We start from the raw sequence: 25,708 nt of genomic DNA on the forward strand, positions 1-25,708 counted from the left end.
GAGATCGTGCGTGACCCCAGTAACCCGCTGTCGTGCGCCCACGATCTCGGCGCCCGGCTGTTCGATATCCGCGTCACCGATTACCGGCTGGACACCGAGCGGTCCAACCGGGTGTGGGAGCAACCGGCCTAATACAGTGAAAGCGTGCGACGCCGGCGCGCGGATCAGTTGGAGCGGGTGTCTACCGCGGCGGCAGAGCTGGAACTTCCCGCGGCCGTGTTCAAGACGTGCCCGTGGCAGCCGCGTGAACTCATCGACACCGGTTTGCGCCAGTGGTTGCGCTGCTGCGCATCTGCGCTGCGTGACAACCAAGTGATCGGTATGCCCTCGCGCGCCGTCGATGCCAGGCGAGCAGTGCGTCCTGTGGGATCTCGATCGGCGCGTCGGCGTTGACCAGCCCTGGGGCATCGATGCCGACCGAGTCGCGGCGATTCAGGCCGCCATCAGTCGAACGTAGGCGCCTCGGTACGGGAGCGCTTGAGCTCCCAGAAATGGGGATAGGACGCGAACGTCACCGAGGCGTCCCACAGCTTGCCCGCTTCCTCGCCGCGCGGGATCCGCGACAGCACCGGACCGAAGAACGCGATGCCGTTGACGTGGATGGTCGGGGTGCCGACGTCGTCACCGACCGGGTCCATGCCCTCGTGGTGGCTCTTGCGCAGCGCCTCGTCGTACTTGTCCGTCACGGCCGCCTCGGCCAGCTCAGCCGGCAACCCGACCTCTTCGAGCGACTCCCGGATCACGACATCGAAGTCCTTGTTGTCCTGATTGTGGATCCGCGTACCCATCGCGGTGTACAGCGGCGCCAGAATCTCGGGACCCTTGGCCTGCTCCGCTGCGATCGCCACGCGCACCGGCTTCCAGGCCTGCTTGAGGCCCTCGCGGTACTCGTCGGGCACATCCTTGTTCTCGTTGAGCACAGCCAGGCTCATGACGTGGAAGTTCACCTCGATATCGCGGACCTTTTCGACCTCCAGGATCCAGCGCGACGTGATCCAGCACCACGGGCACAGCGGGTCGAACCAGAAATCGGCGACGGACTTCTCGGGCATGGTCTGGCGGTCCTCTCGATCGACGGACAGAATTCCGTTCAGCACAACCGTCCGCGGGCGATTCATGTTCCCCAAGCATGCACGGTCCGCCGAGGCCGCATGAGAAACGCCTTAATGTGCAAACGGTTATCTAATCGTGTTGCCCATGTGATTGTTGTCAACAATCGTTACCAAAGTGAATAAACACCTTGATCTACCGGCTCGCGCACTCGCGCTGACAGTCAGCCTCGCGACGGCGGTCACACTCGCGGCACCGGCACACGCCGACCCGATCGACGACTCGTTCCTCGCCGCGCTGAACAACGGCGGCATCAACTACAGCGATCCGGCGAACACCGTGGCGTTGGGCGAGTCGGTCTGCCCCATGCTCGTCGAGCCCGGAAAGTCCTTCGCCAGCGTCTACTCGAGAGTGGCCAACAACGGCATCCCACCGGAGATGGCGGCGTTCTTCACCGGCATCGCCATCTCGATGTACTGCCCGCAGATGATGTCTTCGGTCGGCAACGGCACATTCCTCAACTGGCTGCAGGTGCCTGGCCTGACCCGATAGACCCACGCGCCAGCCGATAGGTTGGACGCGTGGCACTCCCTAATCTCACCCGCGAGCAGGCCGTCGAACGCGCCGCCCTCATCACTGTCGACAACTACCACATCAGCCTCGACCTCACCGACGGCAGCGGTCGCCCCGGCGAGCGCACGTTCCGGTCGGTGACAACCGTCGAGTTCGACGCGTTGGCCGGCGCGGACACCTATATCGACATTGCCGCCCATGGCATCCGCAGCGCGACCCTCAACGGCCGCAACATCGACGTGTCGGGCTACGACGAATCAACCGGCATCCCGCTGACCGGACTGGCGCAGCGGAACGTCCTCGTCGTCGACGCCGACTGCTCCTATTCCAACACCGGGGAGGGCTTGCACCGGTTCGTCGATCCGGTCGACGGCGCGGTGTATCTGTACTCGCAGTTCGAAACCGCCGACGCGAAGCGGATGTTCGCGTGCTTCGACCAGCCCGACCTCAAAGCCACCTTCGACATCATGGTGGCCGCACCGCTGGACTGGCGAGTGATCTCGAACGGCGCCACCGGACACGTCCACGGCGAGGGCGATGCGCACGTGCACACCTTCGTGACCACACCGCGAATGAGCACATACCTTGTCGCGCTGATCGCCGGGCCGTATGCGCACTGGACCGACACCTATTCCGATGAGCACGGTGACATTCCGCTTGGCTTGTATTGCCGCAAGTCGCTGGCCGAGTTCATGGATTCCGAACGGCTCTTCACTCAGACCAAGCAGGGATTCGGCTTCTACCACAACAACTTTGGCGTGCCGTACGCGTTCGGCAAGTACGACCAGCTGTTCGTTCCGGAGTTCAACGCGGGTGCGATGGAGAACGCAGGTGCGGTCACGTTCTTGGAGGACTACGTCTTCCGCAGCAAGGTGACACGAGCGTCCTACGAGCGCCGCGCCGAGACCGTACTGCACGAGATGGCGCACATGTGGTTCGGCGACCTCGTCACCATGGCTTGGTGGGATGACCTGTGGCTCAACGAATCGTTCGCGACGTTCGCCTCGGTGCTGTGCCAGGCGGAGGCGACCGAGTTCACCGAGGCGTGGACCACGTTCGCGAACGTGGAGAAGTCGTGGGCGTACCGGCAGGATCAGCTGCCCTCGACGCATCCCGTCGCCGCCGACATCCCGGATCTGGCCGCCGTCGAGGTCAATTTCGACGGGATCACCTACGCCAAGGGGGCCAGCGTGCTCAAGCAGCTGGTGGCCTACGTCGGTCTCGAGGAGTTCCTGGCCGGGCTGCGGGATTACTTCCGCGACCACGCTTTTGGCAACGCCACGTTCGGCGACCTGCTCGGCGCACTGGAGAAGGCGTCGGGCCGCGACCTGTCGGGCTGGGGCAAGCAGTGGCTCAAGACCACAGGGCTGAACACACTGCGCGCCGATTTCGACGTCGACGACGCCGGGCGATTCTCGCGTTTCGCGATCAGTCAGAGCGGCGCCAAGCCGGGCGCCGGGGAGACGCGCGTGCATCGGCTGGCGGTCGGCATCTATGACGACGACGGCAGCGGCAGGCTGGTGCGGGTACACCGGGAAGAACTCGATGTCGAGGGCGAGACCACCGAAGTTACTGCATTGCAAGGTGTTTCGCGAGGGCAGCTGATCCTGGTCAACGACGACGACTTGACGTACTGCTCGTTGCGCTTGGACCCGGAGTCGCTGCAGACGGCGCTGACCCGCATCGCGGACATCGCAGAGCCGCTCCCCCGCACACTGGCATGGTCGGCGGCGTGGGAGATGACACGCGAAGCCGAGCTCAAGGCGCGCGACTTCGTGTCGCTGGTGTCCGGCGGCGTGCACGCCGAAACCGAGGTCGGGGTCGCACAGCGGCTGCTGATGCAGGCCCAGACGGCGCTGAGCTCCTACGCCGATCCGCAGTGGGCTCGTTCGCAGGGCTGGCCCGCGTTCGCCGACCGACTGCTGGAGTTGGCCCGCGGCGCCGAAGCCGGGTCGGACCACCAGCTGGCTTTCGTCAATGCTCTGAGCGGGTCGGTGCTGTCGCCACAGCACACCACCGTGTTGAAGGCGCTGCTCGACGGCGATCCCGCGCACTCCGGTCTGGCGGGGCTGGTAGTGGACACCGACCTGCGCTGGCGCATCGTCACCGCGCTGGCGGCCGCAGGTGAGGTCGACTCTGACGGACTGGACAAGCCGTTCATCGACGCCGAGGCGAAGCGGGATCCGACCGCGACAGGCCAGCGGCAGGCCGCGCAGGCGTCGGCTGCGCGCCCTCAGGCGGCGGTGAAGGAGGCGGCGTGGCAGCAGGTCATCGAAGACGACACGCTGGCCAACATCACCGCGCGGTCGGTCATCGCCGGGTTTGTGCGGCCCGGCCAAGACGAGCTGCTGACGCCGTTCCGGCCGAAGTACTTCAGCGCCATCTCGGGCGTGTGGGAACGCCGGTCGAGCGAGGTAGCGCAGACGGTCGTCATCGGGCTCTACCCGTCGTGGGACATCAGCCAGTCGGGGCTGGACGCCGCGGATGAGTTCCTTGCCGACCCCGATGTACCGCCGTCGCTGCGCCGGCTCGTGCTCGAAGGCCGCGCGGGCGTGGAGCGTGCCCTACGCGCGCGGGCATTCGACGTCACCTAGTTCCCCAGTACCGCGTGGGCCCACACGTGAGTAGGGGACGACCGCGTCTGTACGCCGACACGCCGTGTTCCGCGTGCATTTTGCGGTCGCTCGCGGCACCTACGCTTACCCGATGGCGGTCAATCGAAGTCGGCGGGCGCGGGCCGCGCGTCGACGCCATCGCCGCGTCAAGGCCGTTGTCAACGACCTCAGCATCGAACAGTGGGAAGCACTCAAGGCGGCCTGGAACGGGTGCGCCTATTGCGGTGCGACCGATCGACCCTTGCAGCGCGACTGCGTCATGGCCATCTCCAGAGGAGGCCGGTACACAGTGGACAACGTCGTGCCAGCATGCGCCTCCTGCAACACAAGCAAGTGCAATGACGAGGTCACCGGCTGGCTACGCCGAAAGCGACTCGACGAACGCAAGTTCCTCGCCCGCTACGTAGAAATTTTGCGGCTTGTGGAGTCGCACCGGCGGGACGCGCCGGTTGCACTCCACGAATCGCAGGGGTCAGGCAGGTGAGACGCCGGCGCTCAGCACGCGCACCGCGCTGATGAGGCCGTCGATCAGGTTGCCGTCCTTGAACGACGCCGCGGCCGCCGAGACGCCCAGCGGAGCGGCCTCCTCGATACCTCGGCCCTTGACGTCCGAGCCGTACACCACCTCGATCGCGCGCTGATTCGGCGACACCGCCAGCAGCACCGCGTTGTCGGGCGTCGGCACCTTGGCCAGGATTTCGCGCGCCGTGGCGGCGGCGTCCACTCCGAGGTCGCCCAGGTACACGGCGAAGCGGGCCTTGGCGGCGCGCGAACCGTACTTGAGCGCGTCGTCGAGAACGACCAGATCCATAGCCGGGAAGGGGTAGGTCACCGACACCTCGCCGGGCTGGGTGACCCCAGAGATCCGGCCGCTGGTGGTTACGACGAAACCGGTCGGCAGCTCCAGTTCAGCCGGTGCAACAGTCGCGACTTCACCACTTGCCACTGGCGCCGCCTCCTACGGTCAACGGATGCGAGCCATGGCCACCGTGGCCATGGTCGGCTGGTTCCTCGGACGCCCAGAGAATCGGTTCGTGCGTCCACGGTTCGGACAACTTGTAAGTCTCCGGGTGCGGGCTCTTACCGCGCCAAATCATGGCGGCCAAGACCAGCGTCAGCCCCAACGGCACAAGGACGAACAGCGCATGGGTAAGTGCTGTGCTCACGACGCAAACCGTAACGCACGGCGTCGCTACGCCGCTCCCTCACCCAGGTATCGCACCCACGCCGGGTCGAGCTCCTTGACGCTGGACAGCAATCGCCAGTGCTGCCCCTTCGGCGGCACCGGCACCGACCGCAGCGTCCAGCCCAGCTCCGCGAGCAGCCGGTCGGCCTTGCGGTGGTTGCACGTGGAGCAGGCCGCCACGCAGTTCTCCCAGGAATGGTCGCCGCCGCGACTGCGCGGCACGACGTGGTCGACGGTGTCCGCCTTGCCCCCGCAGTACGCGCAGCGAAACCGGTCCCGGTGCATCAGCGCCGCTCGCGTCATCGGGATCCGGGCCCGGTACGGGACCCGCACATACGCGTGCAGCCGGATCACCGAGGGCACCACGATCGACTTGGTCGCGGAGTGAATGACCGGGCCGCCCGGGTCGTCGTGCACCACCGTGGCTTTTCCGCACATAAGCATGATGACCGCCCGGCGCATCGGCAGGGCGGTCAACGGTTCGTACGTGGAGTTCAACAACAACACACGACGGCGCCCCCAGATTGAGCCGTCGTGCCTGGTACTGGGCGGATGGGTCTCGACGCTGTGCAGCACGCGCGTCTGCGCATGGGTCGTCGCGGACCCTGATGAACCCGCCGCGTCGCCGTGGTGCCGGTGGCCGCGACTCTTCTTGCGCTGCGCCATACGTCCTCCGAGATGACAGTTCACCACGGATTGACGACGATCGCACGACAATTCTGTACGTGTTCGCAGGTCAGTCCAGTGAACAACGGGTGACGCCGCGAAACTAGGTAGTCGGATACTCATGCCGAATCAGAATCAGGCCGCAACACTTAGCCCATGACCGAGGTTGAACCGCCGAACAACACCCGCAAATTCGTGGAGTACAGGCCCGACCTGGAACAACCCGACCCCGACGAAGAGCAGCTGATCGACAGCATCATCGCCGATCTACGCGGGAACAACGAGCGGGCGTACAAGAAGTACAAGAAGGGCATCCGCGATGCGCACGCCAAGAGCCACGGCATATTGCGCGGAGAGATGACGGTGCTACCCAACCTGCCCGAGCATCTGCGGCAGGGCATCTTTGCAACGCCGAAGACGTACACGGTCATCGCGAGGCTTTCCACCACCTCCGGTGCGCTTCGCAGTGACCAGGTTCGGGGCGTGCGCGGGTTGGGGCTCAAGGTGCTCGAAGTCGATGGCGACCGGCTGATCGACGACAAGGAAACGACCCAGGACTTCGTGTTCGTCACCGAGCCGCGGTTTCCGTTCAAGGACGCCATGGAGTACTCGAAGGGCGGAATGCGGTCGGCGAAATTGCTGTCGCGCTTCCCCGATATCGGAATGAGGGCCTTGAGCCTGTTCCTCCGCGGGGTGAGTCGGGTGTTGCGGCTTTTCGGCAGCGATCTTCCGTTCAAGTATTCGCTGTTCGCCAAACCCAACACGCTCACTCTCGGCGAGACGTTCTACACCGCAGCGCCATTGCAGTACGGCAAGTACGTGGCCAAGCTCAGCGTCTCGCCGCAGTCGGAATCGGTGAAAGCGCTGACGGGCAAGAAGGTGGGCCGTGGCCGCGACGCGCATACCGAAGCGGTGGTCGAGTTCTTCGAGAACAACTCCGCGGAGTACCTCGTGTCAGCACAGCTGTGCACGGACACGTCGACAATGCCGATCGAGGACGCCACGGCGGACTGGTCGACCGACGAATCGCCCTACCAGCCCGTGGCGAAGATCACGTACGGACGCCAGAACGCGCACAGCACAAGGCGGCGGGATTGGGGCGACGACGAGTTGTCCTTCAATTCGTGGCGCGCGACTACGGATCACAGGCCGTTGGGGTCGATCAATCGCCTGAAGAAACGGGTTTACGACGCCTCCAGCGTCTTCCGGCACGAGAAGAACAACAAGCCGCAAATCGAACCACGTGTTCCCGCAGACATACCGGACTGAGGCTGCTGCCTCAAACGCCGGGCTAAGTCGAGGTGATTAGCCGGAAATGACACAAATGTCGAATTACACTCCCGCCATGGCCCATGGTTGGCAGATCGTCGATCGCCCATCGGAATTCGGTGCGGTGCGATCGGCTCTGACCGGCGGTGAGGGCTGCGGCGTGGTGCTGGTGGGCGCCGCCGGCGTCGGGAAAACCACCCTTGCCCGCGCCGTCACGGGGTCGTTGCGCTCACAGGTCCACTGGGTGGCGTCCACCGAATCATCGCGCACCATTCCGCTAGGGGTGTTCGCGCACTTGGTCGGGTCGTCGACGTCGCGGGATCCCACGGCGCTGCTCGCGTCAGCGCGGGAATCCCTTGTCGCACAGGAGAACACAGTTGTAGGCGTCGATGACGCACACCTGCTGGATCAACTGTCCGCGACCCTGCTGCACCAGATCGCCGTCGACCATGCGGGGCGCATCCTTGCGACGGTCCGCACCGGTGAACCGGTTCCCGATGCGGTGACATCGCTGTGGAAGGACGGGTACCTGCAGCGGTTCGAGCTCAAGCCGTTCAACAAGCAGCAGAGCATTGCGCTGGTCGAGTCGGTCATCGGCGGAACGCTCGAAGGTCTGTCCGCCGACCTGATGTGGGAGTCCTCCGGCGGCAACCCGTTGTTTTTGCGTCACCTGGTGGAAGGGTCGATCGACGCCGGGACCCTCACCAGAGTCGACGACGTGTGGCAGCTGCGCGGTCCCACCGCCGTTCCGTCAGGGTTGGCCGCGCTGCTGGAAACCCGTCTCGATCAAGCCGGCGAGGATGTCGTCAACGCGTTGAAACTGTTGGCGCTGTGTGAACCACTCGACCTGGACGCGCTGACCGAGTTGGCCGGCGACGACGCCGTCGACAAGGCCGAAACCCGTGGCTTGATTCGGGTCGCTGAGGACGGCCCCATGCTCAACGCCCGCTTCAGTCACCCACTGGTGGGTGACGTCGTGCGCAGCCGCCTTGGGAAGGCAGCCGCCCGGCGGTTGCGGGGCAAGATCGTGCAAGTGCTGCGCGACCGTGAAATGGCTTCGGCGACCAGCCGTCTCCGGATGGCACAGCTGTCCATCGACAGCGACCAAGTCGTGGGAACCGACCTTCTTATCAACGCGGCCAAGGACGCGATCTTCTTGTCGAATCTTCCGCTGGGCGAACGCATCGCGCGTGCGGCGTTCGAACGCGAAGGCGGATTGCAAGCAGGCGAACTGCTTTCGCGCGCCCTGTTGTGGCAAGGCCACCCCATGCAGGCCGACGAAATCCTCACCCGCTTCGACCCCACCGGTCTCGACGAGTTGCAGCTGCTGCTGTGGGGCCTTCCGCGCGTGTCGATTCTGTTCTGGTCGATGGGTGACGTCACACGAGCCCGCGAGGTAATGACGTTGCTGCACGCAGGCGTCGAGCACCCCAGCCTCAAACTCGTCGTCGATGCGGTCGCGTCGGCAATGGCGGTGCACGAGAACAACATCGCGGAAGGCATCGCGGCGGCCGAAGCGGTACTGGGTGATTCGCGCGCCCCGAATCAAGCGATCGAGTTCGCGGCGTTCAGCGCGGGGCTGGCCATGCCGACCGCAGGCCGCGGCGACGACTTCGAACCGATCGCGGCCCGATGCCGCGCGGAGCAGAAGGCCACCGACGGCATGATCCGGGTGATGGTGCGGTACTGCGACGTGCTCGCGCTGACCCACACCGGCAAGCTGGACCTGGCCGACAAGCGGGCCGCCGACTACGCCAACTTCTCTTCGGCCGGACAGTTTCTCGCGTGGGCGATCGCCAAGATCACCACCGGGCTCGTCGCGACCTACCGCGGGAACTTCCCAGAGGTCATCTCGTCGATAGAGCAGGCGTTGGCCGCGCTGTCCGCCGAGTATCCGCTGCCATGGCGGCTACCGGCACGACTGCTGCTCGCGAGGGCATACGCCGCGCTTGGCCGCAAGGAGGACGCCGAGCGGGTGCTGACCGATGCGGCCGAGCACACGGGACCGTCCGTCGCCTTGCATGAGCCGCAGCGGACGATTTCCAAGGCTTGGCTCGCGGCCGCCAAGGGTATGGAGCGCCGCGCCGTCGAGTTGGCATTGCTCGCCGCCGACGACGCACACCGGGCGGGACAGTACGCCGTCGAAGCCGAAGCGTTACACCACGCCGCGAGGTTCGGCGACCGCACCGTCGCGGATCGGCTTGCGGCACTTACGGATAAGGTCCAGGGCGACGTCGTCGCGCTGCAGGCCCACCACGCGGCCGCTGTCGCCGCGGCCGACCCCGAGGCGCTCGATGCGGCCAGCGCCGAGTTCGAGGCGGCCGGTTTCCTGCTGTCCGCCGCGGATTCCGCGGCGCTGGCGGCGACGCTGCACGACAACGCAGGCGATCGCCGCAAGAGCATGGAATCGTCCGCAAGGGCGCTGCGCCTATCCGATCAGTGCGGCGGCGCGGCGACGCCGGCCATCAAGGCAGCCGCACGGCCCCTGCCGGTGACTGCCCGCGAACGCGAGATCGCCGAGCTCATCGCCGCCGGGCTGACCAACAAGGAAATCGCTGAGCAGCTCACGCTGTCGATTCGTACCGTCGAAGGCCACGTCTACCGGGCGTGCTTCAAGCTGGATGTCGCCGACCGCGACGAACTGGCGAAGCTGATCCGCCAGGAGCCACCAAAGGAGCCGCCGAAAAACGGCCAGCACTGATATGCCCCACAATGGAGTCAATGGACCAAGTCGAGAAGCAGCAGTCGTTCTATGACGCGGTAGGTGGCCACGAAACGTTTCACGCCATCGTGTCCCGGTTTTACCAGCTGGTGCGCGAGGACGAGATTCTGCGCCCGCTCTATCCCGAGGACGAGCTCGACGCGGCAGAAGTCCGGCTGCGAATGTTCCTCGAGCAGTACTGGGGCGGTCCGCGGACCTACTCCGACCAACGCGGCCATCCCCGGCTGCGGATGCGCCATGCCCCGTTTCGGATCGGCTACATCGAGCGCGACGCCTGGCTGCGCTGCATGCACACCGCGGTCGCGGAGATCGATTCGCAGACCATGGACGACGAGCACCGCAAGGAGCTGATCGCCTACCTGGAGATGGCCGCCCACTCGATGGTGAATTCGCCGTTCTGATGGCCGGATCGAATGTGAGGCCGTGGTGGTCGCGCGCGGTTTTCTACCAGGTTTATCCGCGATCGTTCTCCGACAGCGACGGCGACGGCGTCGGTGACCTCGACGGTGTGACCGCCAGGCTGGACTACCTCAAGGCACTGGGGGTCGACGCGATCTGGCTCAACCCGGTCATGGTGTCGCCGATGGCCGACCACGGCTACGACGTTGCCGATCCGCGCGATATCGACCCGCTCTTCGGCGGCATGGAAGCGCTCGACCGGCTGATCGACGCCGCGCACCAGCTGGGCATCAAGATCACGATGGATTTGGTACCCAACCACACCAGCTCGGCGCACCCGTGGTTTCAGGCGGCGCTGATGGCGAGCCCCGGCAGCGATCAGCGCGAGCGCTACATCTTCCGCGACGGCACGGGTCCCGGCGGCGTCCATCCACCCAACAACTGGGTGTCGATCTTCGGTGGCCCGGCATGGACCCGGATCACCGAGGCGGACGGCAATCCCGGGCAGTGGTACCTGCATCTGTTCGACGCAGAGCAGCCGGACCTCAACTGGGACAACCGCGAGGTCTACGACGACCTCGAGAAGACGCTGCGCTTCTGGCTGGATCGCGGCGTCGACGGGTTCCGCATCGACGTCGCGCACGGCATGGCCAAGCCGCCCGGGCTGCCCGACATGGAAGTCGTCGAGGACGAGGTCCTTCTCTCCGACATGGATCACGACCCCCGGTTCAACCATGACGGCGTGCACGACATCCACCGCTACATCCGCACGGTGCTCAACGACTACCCGCACGCGGTCGCCATCGGCGAGGTGTGGGTGTACGACAACGAACTGTTCTCCCGCTATCTGCGGCCCGACGAGCTTCACCTGGGCTTCAACTTCCGGCTGTTGCGCGCGGCGTTCGACGTCGACGACATCCGCGGCGCGATCGAGAACTCACTGGCCGCCGCCGCGATCGAGGGCGCGACACCGACGTGGACGCTGGCCAACCACGACGTCGACCGCGAGGCCACCCGATATGGCGGTGGGCGGGTCGGCCTGGCGAGAGCGTGGGCGATGGCGCTGGTGATGCTCGCGTTGCCAGGCGCGGTGTTCATCTACAACGGCGAGGAACTCGGCCTGGAGAACGTCGAGCTGCCCGATGAGGCATTGCGCGACCCGGTGTGGGAAAGGTCCGGACACACCAGGCGCGGGCGCGACGGCAGCCGGGTTCCGGTGCCGTGGGAGGGTGACGCTCCCCCATTCGGCTTCTCCGCGAACTCCGACACGTGGCTGCCAATTCCGCCGGAATGGGCGGAGCTGACGGTGCGCAAGCAGCTCGATGCACCGGATTCGACGTTGTCGTTCTTCCGGCGTGCGATCGAATTACGCCGAGCCCGAAGCGAATTCGAGGGAGCCGCGATCGAGTGGCTGGACTCTCCCGCGGGCACTCTGGTGTTTCGAGTAGCCGGTGGGCTGGTGTGCGCGTTGAACGCCGGCCGTCGCGCAATGGCGCTACCCGACGGCGAAGTGCTGCTGGCCAGTGCTGCTTTGGTGGACGGCCGGCTGCCGCCGGATGCGGCCGCCTGGCTTGTCTAGTTCTCTCGCGAGCGCGGAGAAAGTTAGCGCGTGCAGCTCCGCCGCTTGGCAATGCAAGATTGCGCCGAGAGTAGGGAGAATGACGGATTCAGGGCTAACGCCCGTCACATTCCCGACGCTCGCGGATGCCTGACTAGCCGCGCCGAAAATGCGATTGTGCGTCGTCTCGCAGCGGCTCACCATGCCCGTGTTGACGATCGTCGGGGGGCGTGACGCGATGTTCGATTCCTACGACACTGCAAAGCGCTTACAACGCAACGCGCCGCTATCATTGGGCAGGCGCAGCCGATTCTGGACTTCCTCCAGAAGTAGCGCCCCGGTGGCGGGCAGGTTCAGCGCAGTACCACGGCGGGGTCGCCTCGGCGGCGGTATACCGAGCCGAACCGCGCGTCGATGCGCAGCCAGGCCGGAAGCACGCGCACCCGGACGATTTCGTCGGCGGCGACGGTGCCGGGATCCAGTCCCATGTCTTGCCCTACGGCCTCCGACTGCGGCAGGAAACCCATTGCGGTCAAGGCGAATACGCAGCGCATCGGGATCCCGGCGCTGACATCCCCCGAGCTGACGGCGACCACTTCTTGGTCCAGCAGCGACGCCGGTGGCCCGTGCGCGCTGGAATGTTCCTTGGCCAGGGCGACGCCGCGCTGCGCCAGGTCCAGCACCGCCCGCGCGGGCACGTCGTCGAGGTGGACGAAGCCAGTCTCCGGCGGCAGCGCCCCACGCCATGCGGAGTCCATCTGGAACCCCGGCTCAACAAAGCCGCTGCGATCCATGGCCGTCAGCCCGGCGGCCAGCGAATCGGCGCCTGCACTCAAGTCAGCGGGGCGGATCCGGCCGCCGACCACCCTGCTCGCCAGCACGTCGAAACCGGTGTGGACCCAAGCGACAACTAGCCCGCCCTCGCGTTCCCGCAGCCGGATGACTGCGGCATCGTCGAGTCGCATGGCCCGTTCCACGAACGTCGCAAGATCCTCGCGGTGTGTGGCGTCGTCGAGCCAGATACCGCGTTCATGCTGTGTCATTCCCCGGTCGTCCCCCTGGCCTCCGGCCGGGCGGTGCCCCCAGCGCTCCTGCCCGCCGGACGTCATCGCGTCCAGCGTTGCAAATACTCTCGTTGCTTCGGCGAAAGCCGCTGCAGCCGTTGCTCCTTGATGTGCACTGCCGCCAGCTGAGTCTCGGCGATCACCGACGGTTTCGAGTCGGGCGCCGCGCCCACCGAGCGCACCTCGTAACCCACCGTGAAGTCGACCGCACGCACGCGTTTCGACCACATGGTCACCTTCAGCGGAGAGTCCATCAGCCGCAACTGGCCCTTGTAGAGGATGTTCACCTCGTGGATCAGCAAGCCGATCGTCGTGATCTCCTCCCCGAAAGGCTCGCGCAGGAACGGGATTCGTGCTTCCTCCAATATCGTGACCATGGTGGCATGGTTGATGTGCTGGTACATATCGATGTCCGACCACCGAACATGTACCGGCGCTACATAACCCGTCACCCAGACGACCCCGTTCCACTCGTTCTCGTCATGCTGCGAATCTGGCGCGCCGCCACCGACAGCGTCGCAAGGTCGTGCTCTTGACTCTCGTAGATCTCGGTCAGCGTGCGGCGGGCGCGGCTCACCCGCGAGCTGTTCGTGGTCTCCCACTCGGCGATCTTCTCTTCGCCGCTCTCATCCGGCTCGCCGACGGCCAGCACGTCGAAGCACAGCGCACGCAGAGACCCGTAGATGTCGTCACGAATCGCCAAGCGGGCCAACGAATGCCAGCGGTCGTCGCGCGCAAGCCTGGACACCGCGGTCAGCAGGCTGTCGGTGCCGAGATGGTCCATCAGCGCGAAGTAGGCGTCGGCGACCTCTGCCGGGTCCCGGTCCTTGATGTCAGCGATGTCGATGACATCGAGCAGACTGTACTGATACAGCCCGGTGGCGATCATGTAGGCGAGATCGTCAGGAACCCCCTGCGCACTGAGCTCGCCGGCTTCCTTGGCGACGATCGCCGCGTCGTCGCCCCTCAACCACTCCGACATGCGCGGCGTCAGCGCTTCGACTTTCGCTGCGAACCGGTTGATCTCGGCGCCCACCGCCAGCGGCTGAGGCCGGTAGTTGAGCAGCCAGCGTCCGGCACGGTCGATGAGCCTGCGCAGATCCAGGGTCATCCGATCCGACACCGCGACAGGGAGATCCGTCTCGCGGATCTGCCGCCACACCTCGCCCACACGGAAGATCGCATCGGTGGCGACAAAACTGCGCACCGCATCCACCGGTCCAACGCCGACATCCTCGCTGATCCGGTAGGCGTACGTGATGCCGCTGGTGTCGACAAGATCGTTGACCAACATGGTGGTCACGATTTCCCTGCGCAGCTGATGCGACCGGATATCGCTGTTGAATTGGTCTCGTAGCTTGACAGGGAAGTACGACGGCAGCCGGGCCGCGAACGCCTCCTGGTCGGGCAACTCGCTGCCCAGCAGCTGATCCTTGAGCGCCAGCTTGACATGGGCCATCAGCGTGGCGAGTTCGGGAGACGTCAGGCCGAGCCCGGCCTCGGTACGCCGCCGGATCTCCTTTTCCGAAGGCAGCGCCTCGAGCTCACGGTTCAGCCCGTGTTCCTTGACGAAGTCCTTGATCATCCGTGCATGCACGGACAGCAGGCTGGCCGCGTTGGCGCGGCTGGTTCCCATGAGATCGTTCTGGTCCTCGTTGTCCCTCAGTACCAGTCGGCCGACCTCGTCGGTCATCGACAACAGCAGTTCAGTGCGGTCGTCGGGGCTGACCTTGCCTGCCGTGACGAGGGAGTCGATCAGGATCTTGATGTTGACCTCGTGGTCGGAGCAGTCCACACCCGCGGAGTTGTCCAACGCGTCGGTGTTGATCCGGCCTCCGGCCAGGTCGAACTCGATGCGGCCCAGCGGGGTCACGCCGAGGTTGCCGCCCTCGCCGATCACCTTGGCGCGCACCTGATTTCCGTTCACCCGGATGGGATCATTGGCGCGGTCGCCGACGTCGGAGTCCGACTCGGTCTCGGCCTTGACGTAAGTACCGATGCCGCCGTTGAACAAGAGGTCCGCGCGCGCCTTGAGAATCGCTTTGATCAGGCTCGGCGGCGTCATTTCCTCGACGCTGTCGTCGATGCCGAGAGCCGCCCTGGCCTGGGGGCTGATCGGAATGGATTTCTGCTCGCGGCCGTAGACGCCGCCGCCCTCGCTGATCAGGGAGCGGTCGTAGTCCTCCCAGCTGGAGCGGGGCAGGTCGAAGAGCCGTTTGCGTTCGTCCCACGACGACGCGGCATCGGGATCGGGGTCGATGAAGATGTTGCGGTGGTCGAACGCGGCGATCAGCCGGATGTGCTTGGACAGCAGCATGCCGTTGCCGAACACGTCGCCGCTCATGTCGCCGATGCCGACGACGGTGAAATCCTCGGTTTGGGTGTCGACGCCCATCTCACGGAAGTGTCGTTTGACCGCCTCCCACGCCCCCTTGGCGGTGATGCCCATCGCCTTGTGGTCGTAGCCGACCGAACCACCCGACGCGAACGCATCGCCAAGCCAGAAGCCGTATGACTTCGCCACTTCGTTGGCGATGTCGGAGAAAGTCGCCGTGCCCTTGTCGGCCGCCACAACGAGATAGGCGTCGTCGCCGTCGCGACGCACCACGTCGGGCGGTGTGATGACATCGCCGGTCGACATGTCGACGTTGTCTGTCACGTCGAGCAATCCGGCGATGAACAACTTGTAGCACGCGACACCCTCGCTACGTGTCGAGTCGCGATCGGCCGCGGCGTTGCCCGTCGCCAGCGGTGGGTGTTTGACGACGAAACCGCCCTTGGCGCCGACCGGCACGATGACGGCGTTCTTCACGGCTTGCGCCTTTACCAAGCCGAGGATCTCGGTGCGGAAGTCCTCACGGCGGTCCGACCAACGCAGTCCGCCACGGGCGACGTGACCGAACCGCAGATGCACGCCTTCCACCCGCGGCGAGTACACGAAGATCTCGAACTTCGGTCGCGGCAACGGAAGTTCGTCTATCAAGCCCGGGTTGAGCTTGAACGACAGCACGTTCTGCTGCCGGGCCGAAGTCGGCTGAGCAACAAAGTAGTTGGTGCGCAGCGTGGCCTGAATCATCGAGGCGAAGGCGCGCAGTACCCGGTCGGTGTCCAGGCTGACCAGGGCGTCGATGTCGGTCGCGACCGCTGCGGCGGCGGCTTGCGCGTCGCGGCGATTCGGCGTGTCGGACGGAGCGAACAGCGCTTCGAAGAGTTCGATCAGCGAACGCGCGGTGCCGGCGTTGTCGTTGATCACCGTCTCGATGTGCGACTGGCTGTACGGAAAACCGGCCTGCCGCAGGTACTTCGCGTAGCTGCGCAACACCGCCACCTGCTGCCACGTCAGCCCGGCGCGAAGCACCAACTCGTTGAACCGGTCGATCTCGGCGCGTCCGTGCCAGATCGCGGTTACCGCGTCGGCGAAGCGCTGCGCGGCGGCGTCGCGCTCGGGACCCTCTGGTGGCTGCGGGATTCCGCGGTGTGGCGAGATCTTGAATTGGTAGATCCACACGGGCAGCCCGTCGGGCCGAGTCACCGTGAACGGCCGCTCCTCGAGCACGGTCACGCCCATGGACTGCAGCATCGGCAGTAACTGGCTCAGTGAGGCCGATCGCCCACCCAGATACCACGTGAGTTGCGCGATTCCCTCTTCGTCATCGCCGGTCAGCACCAGGCTGACCGAATTGTCTTGCAACTCTTCGATGATCGCGATGTCTTTGATGGCATCAAGGGGTGTGATGGCCTGCTTGTAGACCTCGGGGAATGCTACTGCGTAGTGCTCTGCCCTGGGCTGACTGATCGAACCGGTCTTCACCGCCCCAAGCAACCGGTCGCCCCAAGTCCTGGCGGCCTCGGTGAGCAGGTTCTGGATGCGATTCTCGTTCTCCATCGAGATGTCTACGTCCCGGGGACGCGAACCCTCTGGCAGACGGACCGTGAAGTGCACTACCGCCCAGGGGGATTCGGAGACCCTCGCGGCGTAGTCGATGCTGACTCCACCGAGCTCGCGAACCAGGATTTCTTGCATCGTCAGACGGACCGCCGTCGTGTACCGGTCTCGCGGCAGATACACCAGGCAGGACACGAAGTGGGCGAGCTGGTCGCCGCGCATGAACAACAACGTGCGCCGCCGCGACCCGAGGTCGACGACGGCCATCGCCATGTCCAGGAGCTCCTTGGCGTCGAGAGCGAAAAGCTCCGAACGCGGAATGGTCTGGATGATGTCGAGCAACAGCTGTCCGGGATGGCTGGGATCGCGGTGCGCCATCGCGAGCGCGTCGTTGACCCGCCGCGAAATCAGCGGTATTTCCAGCACATTGGCGTTCATGGCGGCGACGGTGAACAAGCCGACGAAGCGGTGCTCGATGGCCGCGGGCTGTTGCGGGCCCCTGGGATGTTCGCGCACCACCACGATGTAGGGGTATGCGCCGTAGCGCAGATAGCTGGGCATGGTGGCCTGGGCCAGTACCAGCAGATCGTCACTGGCAGTCAGTTGAGGAAGCACGTCCTGGCGCAGCCGCAGCACGCCGAGGCGGCTCGACGGATCGACCGTCGCCTGGCCGTCCTGCACCGGGCAGCGCTGATATCCGAGCAGCACGAAGTGCCCGTCGGCCAGCCATCGCAACAGAGCGCCGACGTCTTTGCGGTCAGATCCCAGGAACCGACCCGAAGGGTCGCTGTCGAGTTCGGCGGCCAGGCCACGCAACGTGGCGCCCATCGCGGTGGAGTCGAGTGCCACCTGGCGCGCGTCGGCCAGCACGCTCGGTAGCAGACGCTGGGCTTCCTCCAACGATTTGTAGTCCACCGCCCCTGTCAGCAGGACGTGAATCCACGCCTCGTCGATGCCGTCACGGAAGGCGGCGTCGGATGCCGGCTCGATCTCCAGTAGCTCCCCGCCAGGCCCGCGGCGCACCCGGAACACCGGGTTCATGATGGCCTTGTACGCGACACCGAGTCGATGCAGCAGCACGGTGACGGAGTCCATGAGCATCGACGCGTTGTCGGTGACGATCTGCAGTGCAGGCCCGATTCCACCGGCAGCGTCCTCGGGATAAACCGCTACGCGTGTGTCGCCCATGTGCCGGCGCTGCCCGAGTCGCAAGTGCGCGTCCAAGAGCGCAGGCGTAACGACCCTGCCTACGGGCGTCTGCCCCATCGGGGCGGTGACCGCGGAATCTGCGCCGGGCGCATCGCCGTGGGGTCCCCGGTACGTCGCGAGGTAGGCGCGGGCGAGTCGGTGCATGGCTTCGGGGGCAACCGCTTGCTCGGCCGCGCCGCCGCGTCTGCCAATAGCTCCCGGATTGACGGACATTCGACGCTCCTGACTCACCTCTGCGTACCGGCGCCGGCACGCACAAGCGACACTAGTCGCGCGTGAGTCGGCGGTGGGTCACCCTGTGCGGACGAGCCGCATCGACGCCAAGTCGTTCCACTTTGTTTTCCTCGTAGGCCGCGAAGTTGCCTTCAAACCAGAACCATTTGGCCTCGTTGTCGTCGTCGCCTTCCCACGCCAGGATGTGCGTGCAGGTGCGGTCCAGGAACCAGCGGTCGTGGGAGATCACCACCGCGCAGCCCGGGAAATTCTCCAGCGCGTTCTCCAGGGAGGACAGCGTCTCCACGTCGAGGTCGTTGGTCGGCTCGTCGAGCAGGATCAGGTTGCCGCCCTCCTTGAGGGTGAGCGCCATGTTGAGCCGGTTGCGTTCACCGCCGGACAGCACCCCAGCCGGTTTTTGCTGGTCAGGACCCTTGAAGCCGAATGCGGAGACGTACGCCCGCGACGGGATCTCGTTCTGGCCGACCTCGATGTAGTCCAACCCGTCGGACACGACTTCCCAGACAGACTTCTTGGGATCGATGCGGGCCCTCGACTGATCGACGTAGCTCAGCTTGACGGTCTCGCCGACTTTGACGATGCCGCTGTCGGGCTGCTCGAGACCAACGATGGTCTTGAACAGTGTGGTCTTGCCGACGCCGTTGGGTCCGATGACGCCGACGATGCCGTTGCGGGGCAGCGTGAACGACAGGTCCTTGATCAACGGCCTGCCGTCGAAGCCCTTGTCGAGGTGCTCGACCTCGACCACAAGGCTGCCCAGCCGGGGGCCGGTCGGGATCTGGATCTCCTCGAAGTCGAGCTTGCGGGTCTTCTCGGCCTCCGCGGCCATCTCCTCGTAGCGCGCCAGACGGGCCTTGCTCTTGGCCTGCCGCGCCTTGGCGCCGGACCGGACCCATTCCAGCTCGTCCTTCAGCCGCTTCTGCAGCTTGGCGTCCTTACGCCCCTGCACCGCGATGCGCTCGGCCTTCTTTTCCAGGTAGGTCGAGTAGTTGCCCTCGTAGGGGTACGCGCGGCCGCGGTCGAGTTCGAGAATCCATTCGGCGACGTTGTCGAGGAAGTACCGGTCGTGGGTGACGGCCAGAATGGCGCCCTTGTAGTCGGCGAGGTGCTGTTCGAGCCACTGCACGCTCTCGGCGTCGAGGTGGTTCGTGGGCTCGTCGAGGAGCAGCAGGTCGGGCTTGGACAGCAGCAGCTTGCACAGCGCGACGCGACGGCGCTCACCACCGGAGAGGTGGGTGACGGGCTCGTCAGGTGGCGGGCAGCGCAGCGCGTCCATTGCCTGCTCCAGCTGGGAGTCCAGATCCCACGCGTCGGCATGATCCAGGTCCTCCTGCAGCCGCCCCATCTCCTCCATCAGCTCGTCGGAGTAGTCGGTGGCCATCAGTTCGGCCACCTCGTTGAACCGGTCGAGCTTGACCTTGATGTCGCCAAGGCCCTCCTCGACGTTGCCGCGGACGGTCTTCTCCTCGTTCAGCGGCGGCTCCTGCTGCAGGATGCCGACGGAGGCGCCAGGCTGCAGCAGCGCATCGCCGTTGTTGGCGGTGTCCAGTCCGGCCATGATCCGCAAGACGCTCGACTTGCCTGCCCCGTTCGGGCCGACGACGCCGATCTTCGCGCCCGGAAGGAAGTTCAGACTGACGTCGTCAAGGATGACCTTGTCGCCGTGCGCCTTGCGGACCTTCCGCATCGAATAGATGAATTCGGCCATGCCGTGGTGTTGCCTTTCGTAAGTTCGCGAGTTGCCCGCGGACCATCCTAGGCGTGGCCGCAGAGGGCTAAGCCGACAGAGGCAGGGCCTTCTCGCCGAAGGAGGTCCACTCGCTGGATTCTGCGGTGTCGGTTTCATCGGCCGCTACGTCCGCCGGTTCGTCAGTCGGTGGCACCTGATCGGCATCCCTGGCGGAGCCAGTCTTCTCGATGATGCGCACGATCGACCGCGACAGATCCGGGCCGACGGCCGTGGCGCGCATCTCGAGCGACGACCGCCGATTGCCGTCGCGGTCCTCGTATTCGCTGGTGTAGACGTGTCCGACCGCGATCACCGGGTCGCCCTTGCGCAGCGCAGCGCCGACACCGGTGACGAGGCGGCCCCAGCAGTTGACGGTGACGAACAGCGAATTGCCCGGCTCCCACGTGCCGTCGGCGGTGCGGCGGCGCGAATTGCTGGCCACCCGGAATTTGATCACTTCCTGGTCGCCGACCCTGCGGCCGTGAGGGTCGTTGACGATGTTGCCGACCACTGTGATGGGTGTCTCAAACATTGGCGATTCCTTCTGTTTCATCTGATCCATGTCGCCGGCGATATCACCGGCATCGCCATTAACCGCACTGCGGCCGACGCCCCGCCCTTGCCGGGCTCGATGGAGCAGGCGGCTGTGGATGAAGTGCGCACTGTGGATCGTCGGCCCTTAGGTTGATCGTCATGACGGTGTGGATCAGCCGCAGGGCCGACGCAGAAGTGGCCGCCGAACTCGCCAAGAGCAGCGGCCCGCTGGCCGGCGTGCGCCTGGCCGTCAAGGACAACGTCGACGTCGCGGGTCTGCCCACGACCGCGGGATGTCCGGAATTCGCCTATGTTCCCCATCACGACGCGCCCGCGGTCAGGGCGTTACGAGAGGCAGGTGCGGTCGTCGTCGGCAAGACCAACCTCGACCAGTTCGCCACCGGCCTCGTCGGCACCAGGTCGCCGTATGGCGCGGCGGCCGACAGCCGCAGGCCCGAGTTCATCAGCGGCGGGTCGAGTTCGGGTTCGGCCGTTGCCGTGGCCACGGGCGAGGCCGACATCGCCATCGGAACCGACACCGCAGGCTCCGGACGCATCCCCGCCGCATTGCAGGGCATCGTCGGGATCAAACCCACGATCGGCGTGGTCAGCACTGCCGGCGTGGTGCCTGCGTGCGAATCCTATGACTGTGTCACGATTTTCGCCCGCGACCTGGAGCTCGCCAACCACGCGATGGGTGTGATGGCCGCCGGCGCCGCAGAGCGCGAGTGGCCGGCCGACGTATCCCTGGCGTCGAGACCGCAACCGGTCGTCGGCGTGCCCACTGAGCTGCCCGGACTCGACCGGCATTGGCGCGCAGCGTTCGGCGCGGCAATCTCGCGCCTGGAGGACGCCGGTGTCGCCGTCCACCAGCTCGACATCTCGGCGTTCCTGAAAGCAGCCACGTTCCTGTATGACGGGGCGCTGGTCGCCGAAAGATACGCAGCTGTTGGCGAATTCATCGATGCACACCCCGACGCCTCGCTCGATCCGACGGTGCGTCGCATCATCGCCGGTGCCCGGGATATCCCGGCCCATCGGCTCGTTCGCGACCGCCGCGAAGTGACCCGTTTGCGCGGTGTGGCGTTGCACGAACTCGTCGGCATGGACGCGTTGATGGTGCCGACCGCTCCGATCCATCCTCGTCTCGACGAGGTGGCCGCCGACCCCGTCGGCGTGAATTCACGCATGGGCACCTACACCAACTTCTGCAACCTCTTCGATATGTGCGCAGTCTCCGTTCCGGCCGGCACGGCGGGCTCCGCTCAGTTCGGCGTCACCGTATTGGCTCGCGCGTTCGAGGACGCGGCCGCTTTGGACATCGCCGCACTGGTGTCGGGAGCCCAAGCGCCAGTCGAGGTTTGGCCACTCGCCGCTGTCGAAGCCGCCGAGCTCGTGGTGTTTGGCGCACATCTTCGCGGCGGCCCACTTGTCCATCAGCTGACCGGCCTGGGTGCAAGATGGGCCGGTGAAGTGACGACGGCGCCGCGCTACCGGATGTCGGTGCTGCCCACGACGCCGCCCAAGCCGGCGATCACTCGGGTGCCGGACGGTGTGCCGGGTGCGTCGCTGTATGGGCACCGCTGGCTGCTTTCCCCCGCAGCGCTGGGCCGGTTCCTGGCGGCGTTGCCTGCGCCCATGCAGCTGGGCAAGGTCGAATTCGACGACGGCACATGGCGAACCGCGTTCGGCTGCGACGCCTCGGCGGCCACCGGCGCCGACATCAGCGAGTACGGGAGCTGGCCCGCGGCGACCGCGGCCGGAGCGATCGGTTAGCTCATACCAGGCGTCGAATGGGCACTTATGACACGCTTTTCGCAAAATGGCGTGCGATAACTTCCCACTCGACCGCGGCGCACATCGTCAGATGGGCTTTCGCCACACAGACACATGCCGCGTGCTCTCGTGTGTGAATGGCCTGTGGTCCCAGTCTTCCCAGCGCTCGACGAGAGACAGCCCGGCGATGCGCGCCATCAGGTCCAGTTCGGCCGGCCATACGTAGCGAAATGGCATCGAACGCAGCCGCGCTCCGCCGTCGATGTCGTCGACGTAGTTCGAGCTCATCTCCTGTGTGGCGCAGTCGTATAGGTCATAGGCCCAACATTCGTCGCCCACGTCGAACGGGACGGCGCGTTGACCTGGCGGCAGTAGCCGCAGAGCAGGAACGCCGACCTCGACGACGAAGCTCCCGCCGGGCTGCAGATGTTCCGCGGCGTTGATGAAACAAGCAACCTGTGCGTCTTGAGTTGTGAGGTTGCCGATCGTGTTGAAGACGAGGTAAGTCAGCGAAAAAGCCCCGGGGACGCGCGTATCGGCGAAGTCTCCGATTGTCACACCGATCCCTGCTCCGCCTCGCTTCTCACTCAGTCGAGCGACCATTGCTCTCGACATGTCGATGCCGTGCACCTCGACGCCTCGTTGAGCGAGTGGGATGGCGATGCGGCCGGTACCGATACCGAACTCCAGCGCTCTGCCGTCACCGGCGAGTTCGGCTAGCACACCGACAACGCAGTCGATCACGCTCCGGTCGTACATGCCAGAAGTCGCGGCATCGTACGTGGCGGCGACCTCCTCGCCGAAGAACCCGTCGTCGGAAGTCACGACGAACCGCCGTCCCGGCGAGCCAGTTCGGCAAGCATCGCGTTATAGGCGGCCAGATCGGCGTCCTCGTCACGGTCGGCTGCCCGGTCGAGCCGTTTGGCCGTGCGCTGATCGCTTCGCCGCCACTGGATGAGCAACGCGATCATCACGACGACCAGCGGTACTTCCCCTGCGGCCCAAGCAATTCCGCCGCCAAGGCGCTGGTCGCCAAGCAAGTCGGTGTGCCAGCTCAGTTTCAGTGAACGGTAGAACGGCTCGCCAAGGACGGTCTGCATGCCCATTAGCACCACGCCGAAGAACGCGTGCAACGGCAACGACGCGAACACCATCGCGAGCTTGCCCAGTTGCGGGAGCTGCCGCGGTGTCGGGTCGATGCCGATCACCACCCAGTAGAAGAGATATCCGCTGAGCAGGAAGTGGACGTTCATCAGCACGTGTGCGGCGTGATTGCTGACCGCTGCTTCGAAGAGGCCGCCGAAGTACAGACCGTAGAAGCCCGCGACGAACAACACAGTGGCCACGATCGGATGGGTGAGGAAGCGCGATGCCCGGGAGTGCAGCGCGGCGAGCAGCCATTCTCGCGGCCCCGGCGGCTGACCGCGGCCCGCGGCTGGCAGCGCCCGCAGCGCGAGCGTCATCGGAGCACCGAGCACCAGCAGGATCGGCACAAGCATCGACAGCAGCATGTGCGCCACCATGTGCATCGAGAACATCGCCGGCATGTAGCGGCCAAGACCCGACGACGTCGTGAACAACAGGAACGCGCAGCCCAACAACCAGGCCAGCGTGCGCCCGACCGGCCACGCGTCGCCACGCCGCCGCAGCCGGCGCACCCCGACCAGGTACAGCACCGCCATGACGATCGCCGCGGTCCCGAAAATCAGATCGAACCGCCAGTCGAACAGCACCCGCGCCACCGTCGGCGGCCCTGCGAAGTCGTAGCCGATCGCGACCTCGACCGGACTCGGTTCGTCGCGCAGCGCCGGCGGCGGGGTGCGGCCCAGCCCTACCGCGATGCCGAACGTCGCGCCGAACACGGCGGCCTCGACCAGCGCCAGCCGGATCAGCGGTCCCCGCGCGGCCGGATCCGCTTGCAACGCCGCCACGCCGCTGCGCCGCTGCCGCCAACCGATAACGCCAAGCAGGCACAGCGCGACGGCCTTGGCGATGATCAGCCAGCCGTATTCGGTGTGCACCAGATCGGGCAGCTTGATTCGCACCAGGGCGTTCACCACACCGCTGACGGCCATCGCGATAAAGCACCACAACGCCAGCACCGAGAATCGCCGGGCGGCCACGTCGGCGTGCTCACCCGCGCGCATCGCGTGAGCAAGAAGCGCCAGCAGACCACCGGCCCACAACGCCCCGGCCCCGAGGTGGATCAGCAGGCTGTTCGTCGCCAGGTCATGCGCGCCGCCTGCCGAGGAATGCCCGGTCAGGGCCAGCGGAGCCAATGTGACGAGCGAACCGACCAGCAGCACCGGCGTCCACGACCACCGCAGCACCGGAAGGCTGACAAGCGTGACCGCCGCGGCGATGACCGCAGTCCAGCGCCAGGCGCCTGCCGTTTCGACCAGGCTGGCCGCCGACCAGATGCTGACCGGCTTCAGGTGGTCGCGCAGCGGCTGACCGGAGACATCCGACACGGTCAAGGGCACGAGCAGGACCGCACACACGGTCCACAGCGCCGACGCAGCGGTGCCCAGCCGAAGCGCGCGGTAGCCGCCGGCGTCCAGGACGCCATTGGTTTGCGGCGGCACCAGAAACGCCGCGAACAGAAACGACCCGACAGCCAGCACCGCGGCGATCTCGCCGGCCGCCCGCACAAACGGCAAACCGTAGGTGGTGACGGGGCCGGGGTTGGGCAGCCCGGTGGCGGTCAGCGCGTCGGCCAGCGACAGTGCGCCGATGCCCGCGGCGGTCGCACCGGCCAGCACGCCGACGCCGACGAGTACCGGCCACATCGCGCTGCTGCGCACGGTGGCCAGCCGACCGGGAGACGACATGCGACCAGCGTATGGCGTTGGCTAAGCCGACTCGCTGCGCAGGTTCCGCCGCTCCATCTCGCGGGCATAGAACTGCTCGCGGGAGATCTGCTCGATCTTGTCCATGTCACGCAGGATGTCGCGAAGTTCGTCGCGGAAGGCGGTTCGTCTTTCATCGAGGTCGGCCGCGGGTTCCAGAAGGTTCTGGTCGCCCGCCACCTGTCGTGCGGTGGCGAACAACAGCGCCGACACCGAGTCGTTGCTGCGCACCCGGCCTTGGGCGACGTATTGCCGGCCTACCCCAAGGGCCCGCTTCGTCAGCTCTTTGTCATCGATGTCGGCTGGTGCGTCCCGCAGCACGTCGGCCGCGATCTCGTAGGCCTCGAAGAACGGCCGCAGCATCGCGCCGGCAACCAGTGGTCGCTTGG

At 65.9% G+C, this 25,708-nt stretch carries 19 protein-coding genes and 2 pseudogenes; 9 read left to right on the plus strand and 12 right to left on the minus strand.

The annotated features are described in order from the left end of the window. Positions 1 to 144: 144 nt before the first annotated feature. A pseudogene (locus VFH65_RS01260) lies at positions 145 to 457 on the plus strand (hypothetical protein). On the opposite strand, the gene VFH65_RS01265 reads toward VFH65_RS01260, so the two are convergent. Continuing rightward, the gene (locus VFH65_RS01265; RefSeq protein WP_353319331.1) at positions 444 to 1,052 is read right to left on the minus strand and encodes a DsbA family protein; all 609 of its coding nucleotides are present in this window, start codon (positions 1,050 to 1,052) and stop codon (positions 444 to 446) included. The pseudogene VFH65_RS01260 and the gene VFH65_RS01265 overlap by 14 nt on opposite strands. Positions 1,053 to 1,227: 175 nt before the next feature. Between VFH65_RS01265 and VFH65_RS01270 the strand changes: the two genes are divergently transcribed. The 3 genes from VFH65_RS01270 (at position 1,228) to VFH65_RS01280 (ending at position 4,722) form a co-directional block, all read left to right on the plus strand. Beyond that, positions 1,228 to 1,602, plus strand: coding sequence for a DUF732 domain-containing protein (locus VFH65_RS01270; RefSeq protein WP_353319314.1), 375 nt, complete (start codon positions 1,228 to 1,230; stop codon positions 1,600 to 1,602). 29 nt (positions 1,603 to 1,631) lie between these two features. Further along, entirely contained in the window at positions 1,632 to 4,217 is a 2,586-nt protein-coding gene (gene pepN, locus VFH65_RS01275; protein WP_353319315.1) for an aminopeptidase N, read from the plus strand. Positions 4,218 to 4,329: 112 nt separating this feature from the next. After that, positions 4,330 to 4,722 (plus strand): HNH endonuclease, encoded by a 393-nt coding sequence (locus tag VFH65_RS01280; protein ID WP_353319316.1) that lies wholly within the window; start codon positions 4,330 to 4,332, stop codon positions 4,720 to 4,722. Here VFH65_RS01280 and VFH65_RS01285 read toward each other — a convergent pair. Genes VFH65_RS01285 through VFH65_RS01295 form a run of 3 tightly spaced genes read right to left on the minus strand, consistent with a single transcriptional unit; the run spans position 4,711 to position 6,090 of the window. Then, the gene (locus VFH65_RS01285; RefSeq protein WP_353319317.1) at positions 4,711 to 5,184 is read right to left on the minus strand and encodes a DUF5130 domain-containing protein; all 474 of its coding nucleotides are present in this window, start codon (positions 5,182 to 5,184) and stop codon (positions 4,711 to 4,713) included. The two genes, VFH65_RS01280 and VFH65_RS01285, sit on opposite strands and share 12 nt — an antisense overlap. Next, positions 5,171 to 5,404, minus strand: a complete 234-nt coding sequence (locus VFH65_RS01290) for a hypothetical protein (protein WP_353319318.1) — start codon at positions 5,402 to 5,404, stop codon at positions 5,171 to 5,173. Before VFH65_RS01290 ends, VFH65_RS01285 begins: the two co-directional genes overlap by 14 nt. 26 nt (positions 5,405 to 5,430) lie before the next feature. Continuing rightward, a complete protein-coding gene (locus VFH65_RS01295) occupies positions 5,431 to 6,090 on the minus strand; it encodes an HNH endonuclease (protein WP_353319319.1) in 660 nt (219 codons plus the stop codon). Positions 6,091 to 6,246: 156 nt separating this feature from the next. On the opposite strand from VFH65_RS01295, the gene VFH65_RS01300 reads away from it, so the two are divergent. From VFH65_RS01300 to VFH65_RS01315, 4 genes are all read left to right on the plus strand, one after another. Then, positions 6,247 to 7,359: a catalase family protein gene (locus VFH65_RS01300; RefSeq protein WP_353319320.1), complete on the plus strand. Its 1,113-nt coding sequence runs from the start codon at positions 6,247 to 6,249 to the stop codon at positions 7,357 to 7,359. Positions 7,360 to 7,435: 76 nt separating this feature from the next. Further along, the gene (locus tag VFH65_RS01305) at positions 7,436 to 10,060 is read left to right on the plus strand and encodes a LuxR C-terminal-related transcriptional regulator (protein WP_353319321.1); all 2,625 of its coding nucleotides are present in this window, start codon (positions 7,436 to 7,438) and stop codon (positions 10,058 to 10,060) included. A gap of 20 nt (positions 10,061 to 10,080) precedes the next feature. Then, on the plus strand, positions 10,081 to 10,482 hold the full coding sequence (locus tag VFH65_RS01310) for a globin (protein WP_353319322.1): 402 nt from the start codon (positions 10,081 to 10,083) through the stop codon (positions 10,480 to 10,482). Further along, positions 10,482 to 12,059, plus strand: a complete 1,578-nt coding sequence (locus tag VFH65_RS01315) for a glycoside hydrolase family 13 protein (RefSeq protein WP_353319323.1) — start codon at positions 10,482 to 10,484, stop codon at positions 12,057 to 12,059. The genes VFH65_RS01310 and VFH65_RS01315 overlap by 1 nt, the downstream gene beginning before the upstream one ends. A 332-nt stretch (positions 12,060 to 12,391) precedes the next feature. Here VFH65_RS01315 and VFH65_RS01320 read toward each other — a convergent pair whose 3' ends face one another. From VFH65_RS01320 to VFH65_RS01340, 5 genes are all read right to left on the minus strand, one after another. Continuing rightward, positions 12,392 to 13,081, minus strand: coding sequence for a hypothetical protein (locus VFH65_RS01320; RefSeq protein WP_353319324.1), 690 nt, complete (start codon positions 13,079 to 13,081; stop codon positions 12,392 to 12,394). A gap of 62 nt (positions 13,082 to 13,143) precedes the next feature. Next, positions 13,144 to 13,506, minus strand: a complete 363-nt coding sequence (locus VFH65_RS01325) for an acyl-CoA thioesterase (protein ID WP_353319332.1) — start codon at positions 13,504 to 13,506, stop codon at positions 13,144 to 13,146. A 44-nt stretch (positions 13,507 to 13,550) separates the two neighbouring features. After that, complete coding sequence (locus VFH65_RS01330; protein ID WP_353319325.1) at positions 13,551 to 18,410, minus strand: NAD-glutamate dehydrogenase; 4,860 nt, start codon at positions 18,408 to 18,410, stop codon at positions 13,551 to 13,553. 52 nt (positions 18,411 to 18,462) lie between these two features. Beyond that, positions 18,463 to 20,139 (minus strand): energy-dependent translational throttle protein EttA, encoded by a 1,677-nt coding sequence (gene ettA, locus VFH65_RS01335; protein ID WP_353319326.1) that lies wholly within the window; start codon positions 20,137 to 20,139, stop codon positions 18,463 to 18,465. 67 nt (positions 20,140 to 20,206) lie between these two features. Further along, on the minus strand, positions 20,207 to 20,692 hold the full coding sequence (locus VFH65_RS01340; protein WP_353319327.1) for a single-stranded DNA-binding protein: 486 nt from the start codon (positions 20,690 to 20,692) through the stop codon (positions 20,207 to 20,209). Positions 20,693 to 20,853: 161 nt separating this feature from the next. On the opposite strand from VFH65_RS01340, the gene atzF reads away from it, so the two are divergent. Next, positions 20,854 to 22,470 (plus strand): allophanate hydrolase, encoded by a 1,617-nt coding sequence (gene atzF / locus VFH65_RS01345; protein ID WP_353319328.1) that lies wholly within the window; start codon positions 20,854 to 20,856, stop codon positions 22,468 to 22,470. 87 nt (positions 22,471 to 22,557) lie between these two features. Here atzF and VFH65_RS01350 read toward each other — a convergent pair whose 3' ends face one another. From VFH65_RS01350 to VFH65_RS01360, 3 genes and pseudogenes are all read right to left on the minus strand, one after another. Further along, positions 22,558 to 23,295 (minus strand): class I SAM-dependent DNA methyltransferase, encoded by a 738-nt coding sequence (locus VFH65_RS01350; RefSeq protein ID WP_353319329.1) that lies wholly within the window; start codon positions 23,293 to 23,295, stop codon positions 22,558 to 22,560. Continuing rightward, positions 23,292 to 25,301 (minus strand): cytochrome c oxidase assembly protein, encoded by a 2,010-nt coding sequence (locus VFH65_RS01355; protein ID WP_353319330.1) that lies wholly within the window; start codon positions 25,299 to 25,301, stop codon positions 23,292 to 23,294. The genes VFH65_RS01350 and VFH65_RS01355 overlap by 4 nt, the downstream gene beginning before the upstream one ends. Positions 25,302 to 25,322: 21 nt before the next feature. Further along, a pseudogene (locus tag VFH65_RS01360) lies at positions 25,323 to 25,708 on the minus strand (glycerol-3-phosphate acyltransferase); the annotation flags it as partial.

Origin of the sequence: Mycobacterium sp., assembly GCF_035697385.1 — a bacterium.
In the GTDB taxonomy this organism is placed as follows: domain Bacteria; phylum Actinomycetota; class Actinomycetes; order Mycobacteriales; family Mycobacteriaceae; genus Mycobacterium.

Bases quoted from the DNA above. Each gene is read 5' to 3' on its own strand.
- VFH65_RS01265 (WP_353319331.1), bottom strand. From the start codon at position 1,052: ATGCCCGAGAAGTCCGTCGCCGATTTCTGGTTCGACCCGCTGTGCCCG.
- VFH65_RS01280 (WP_353319316.1), top strand. From the start codon at position 4,330: ATGGCGGTCAATCGAAGTCGGCGGGCGCGGGCCGCGCGTCGACGCCAT.
- VFH65_RS01295 (WP_353319319.1), bottom strand. From the start codon at position 6,090: ATGGCGCAGCGCAAGAAGAGTCGCGGCCACCGGCACCACGGCGACGCG.
- VFH65_RS01300 (WP_353319320.1), top strand. From the start codon at position 6,247: ATGACCGAGGTTGAACCGCCGAACAACACCCGCAAATTCGTGGAGTAC.
- VFH65_RS01305 (WP_353319321.1), top strand. From the start codon at position 7,436: ATGGCCCATGGTTGGCAGATCGTCGATCGCCCATCGGAATTCGGTGCG.
- VFH65_RS01310 (WP_353319322.1), top strand. From the start codon at position 10,081: ATGGACCAAGTCGAGAAGCAGCAGTCGTTCTATGACGCGGTAGGTGGC.
- VFH65_RS01315 (WP_353319323.1), top strand. From the start codon at position 10,482: ATGGCCGGATCGAATGTGAGGCCGTGGTGGTCGCGCGCGGTTTTCTAC.
- VFH65_RS01320 (WP_353319324.1), bottom strand. From the start codon at position 13,081: ATGACACAGCATGAACGCGGTATCTGGCTCGACGACGCCACACACCGC.
- VFH65_RS01325 (WP_353319332.1), bottom strand. From the start codon at position 13,506: ATGTACCAGCACATCAACCATGCCACCATGGTCACGATATTGGAGGAA.
- VFH65_RS01330 (WP_353319325.1), bottom strand. From the start codon at position 18,410: ATGTCCGTCAATCCGGGAGCTATTGGCAGACGCGGCGGCGCGGCCGAG.
- ettA (WP_353319326.1), bottom strand. From the start codon at position 20,139: ATGGCCGAATTCATCTATTCGATGCGGAAGGTCCGCAAGGCGCACGGC.
- VFH65_RS01340 (WP_353319327.1), bottom strand. From the start codon at position 20,692: ATGTTTGAGACACCCATCACAGTGGTCGGCAACATCGTCAACGACCCT.
- atzF (WP_353319328.1), top strand. From the start codon at position 20,854: ATGACGGTGTGGATCAGCCGCAGGGCCGACGCAGAAGTGGCCGCCGAA.
- VFH65_RS01355 (WP_353319330.1), bottom strand. From the start codon at position 25,301: ATGTCGTCTCCCGGTCGGCTGGCCACCGTGCGCAGCAGCGCGATGTGG.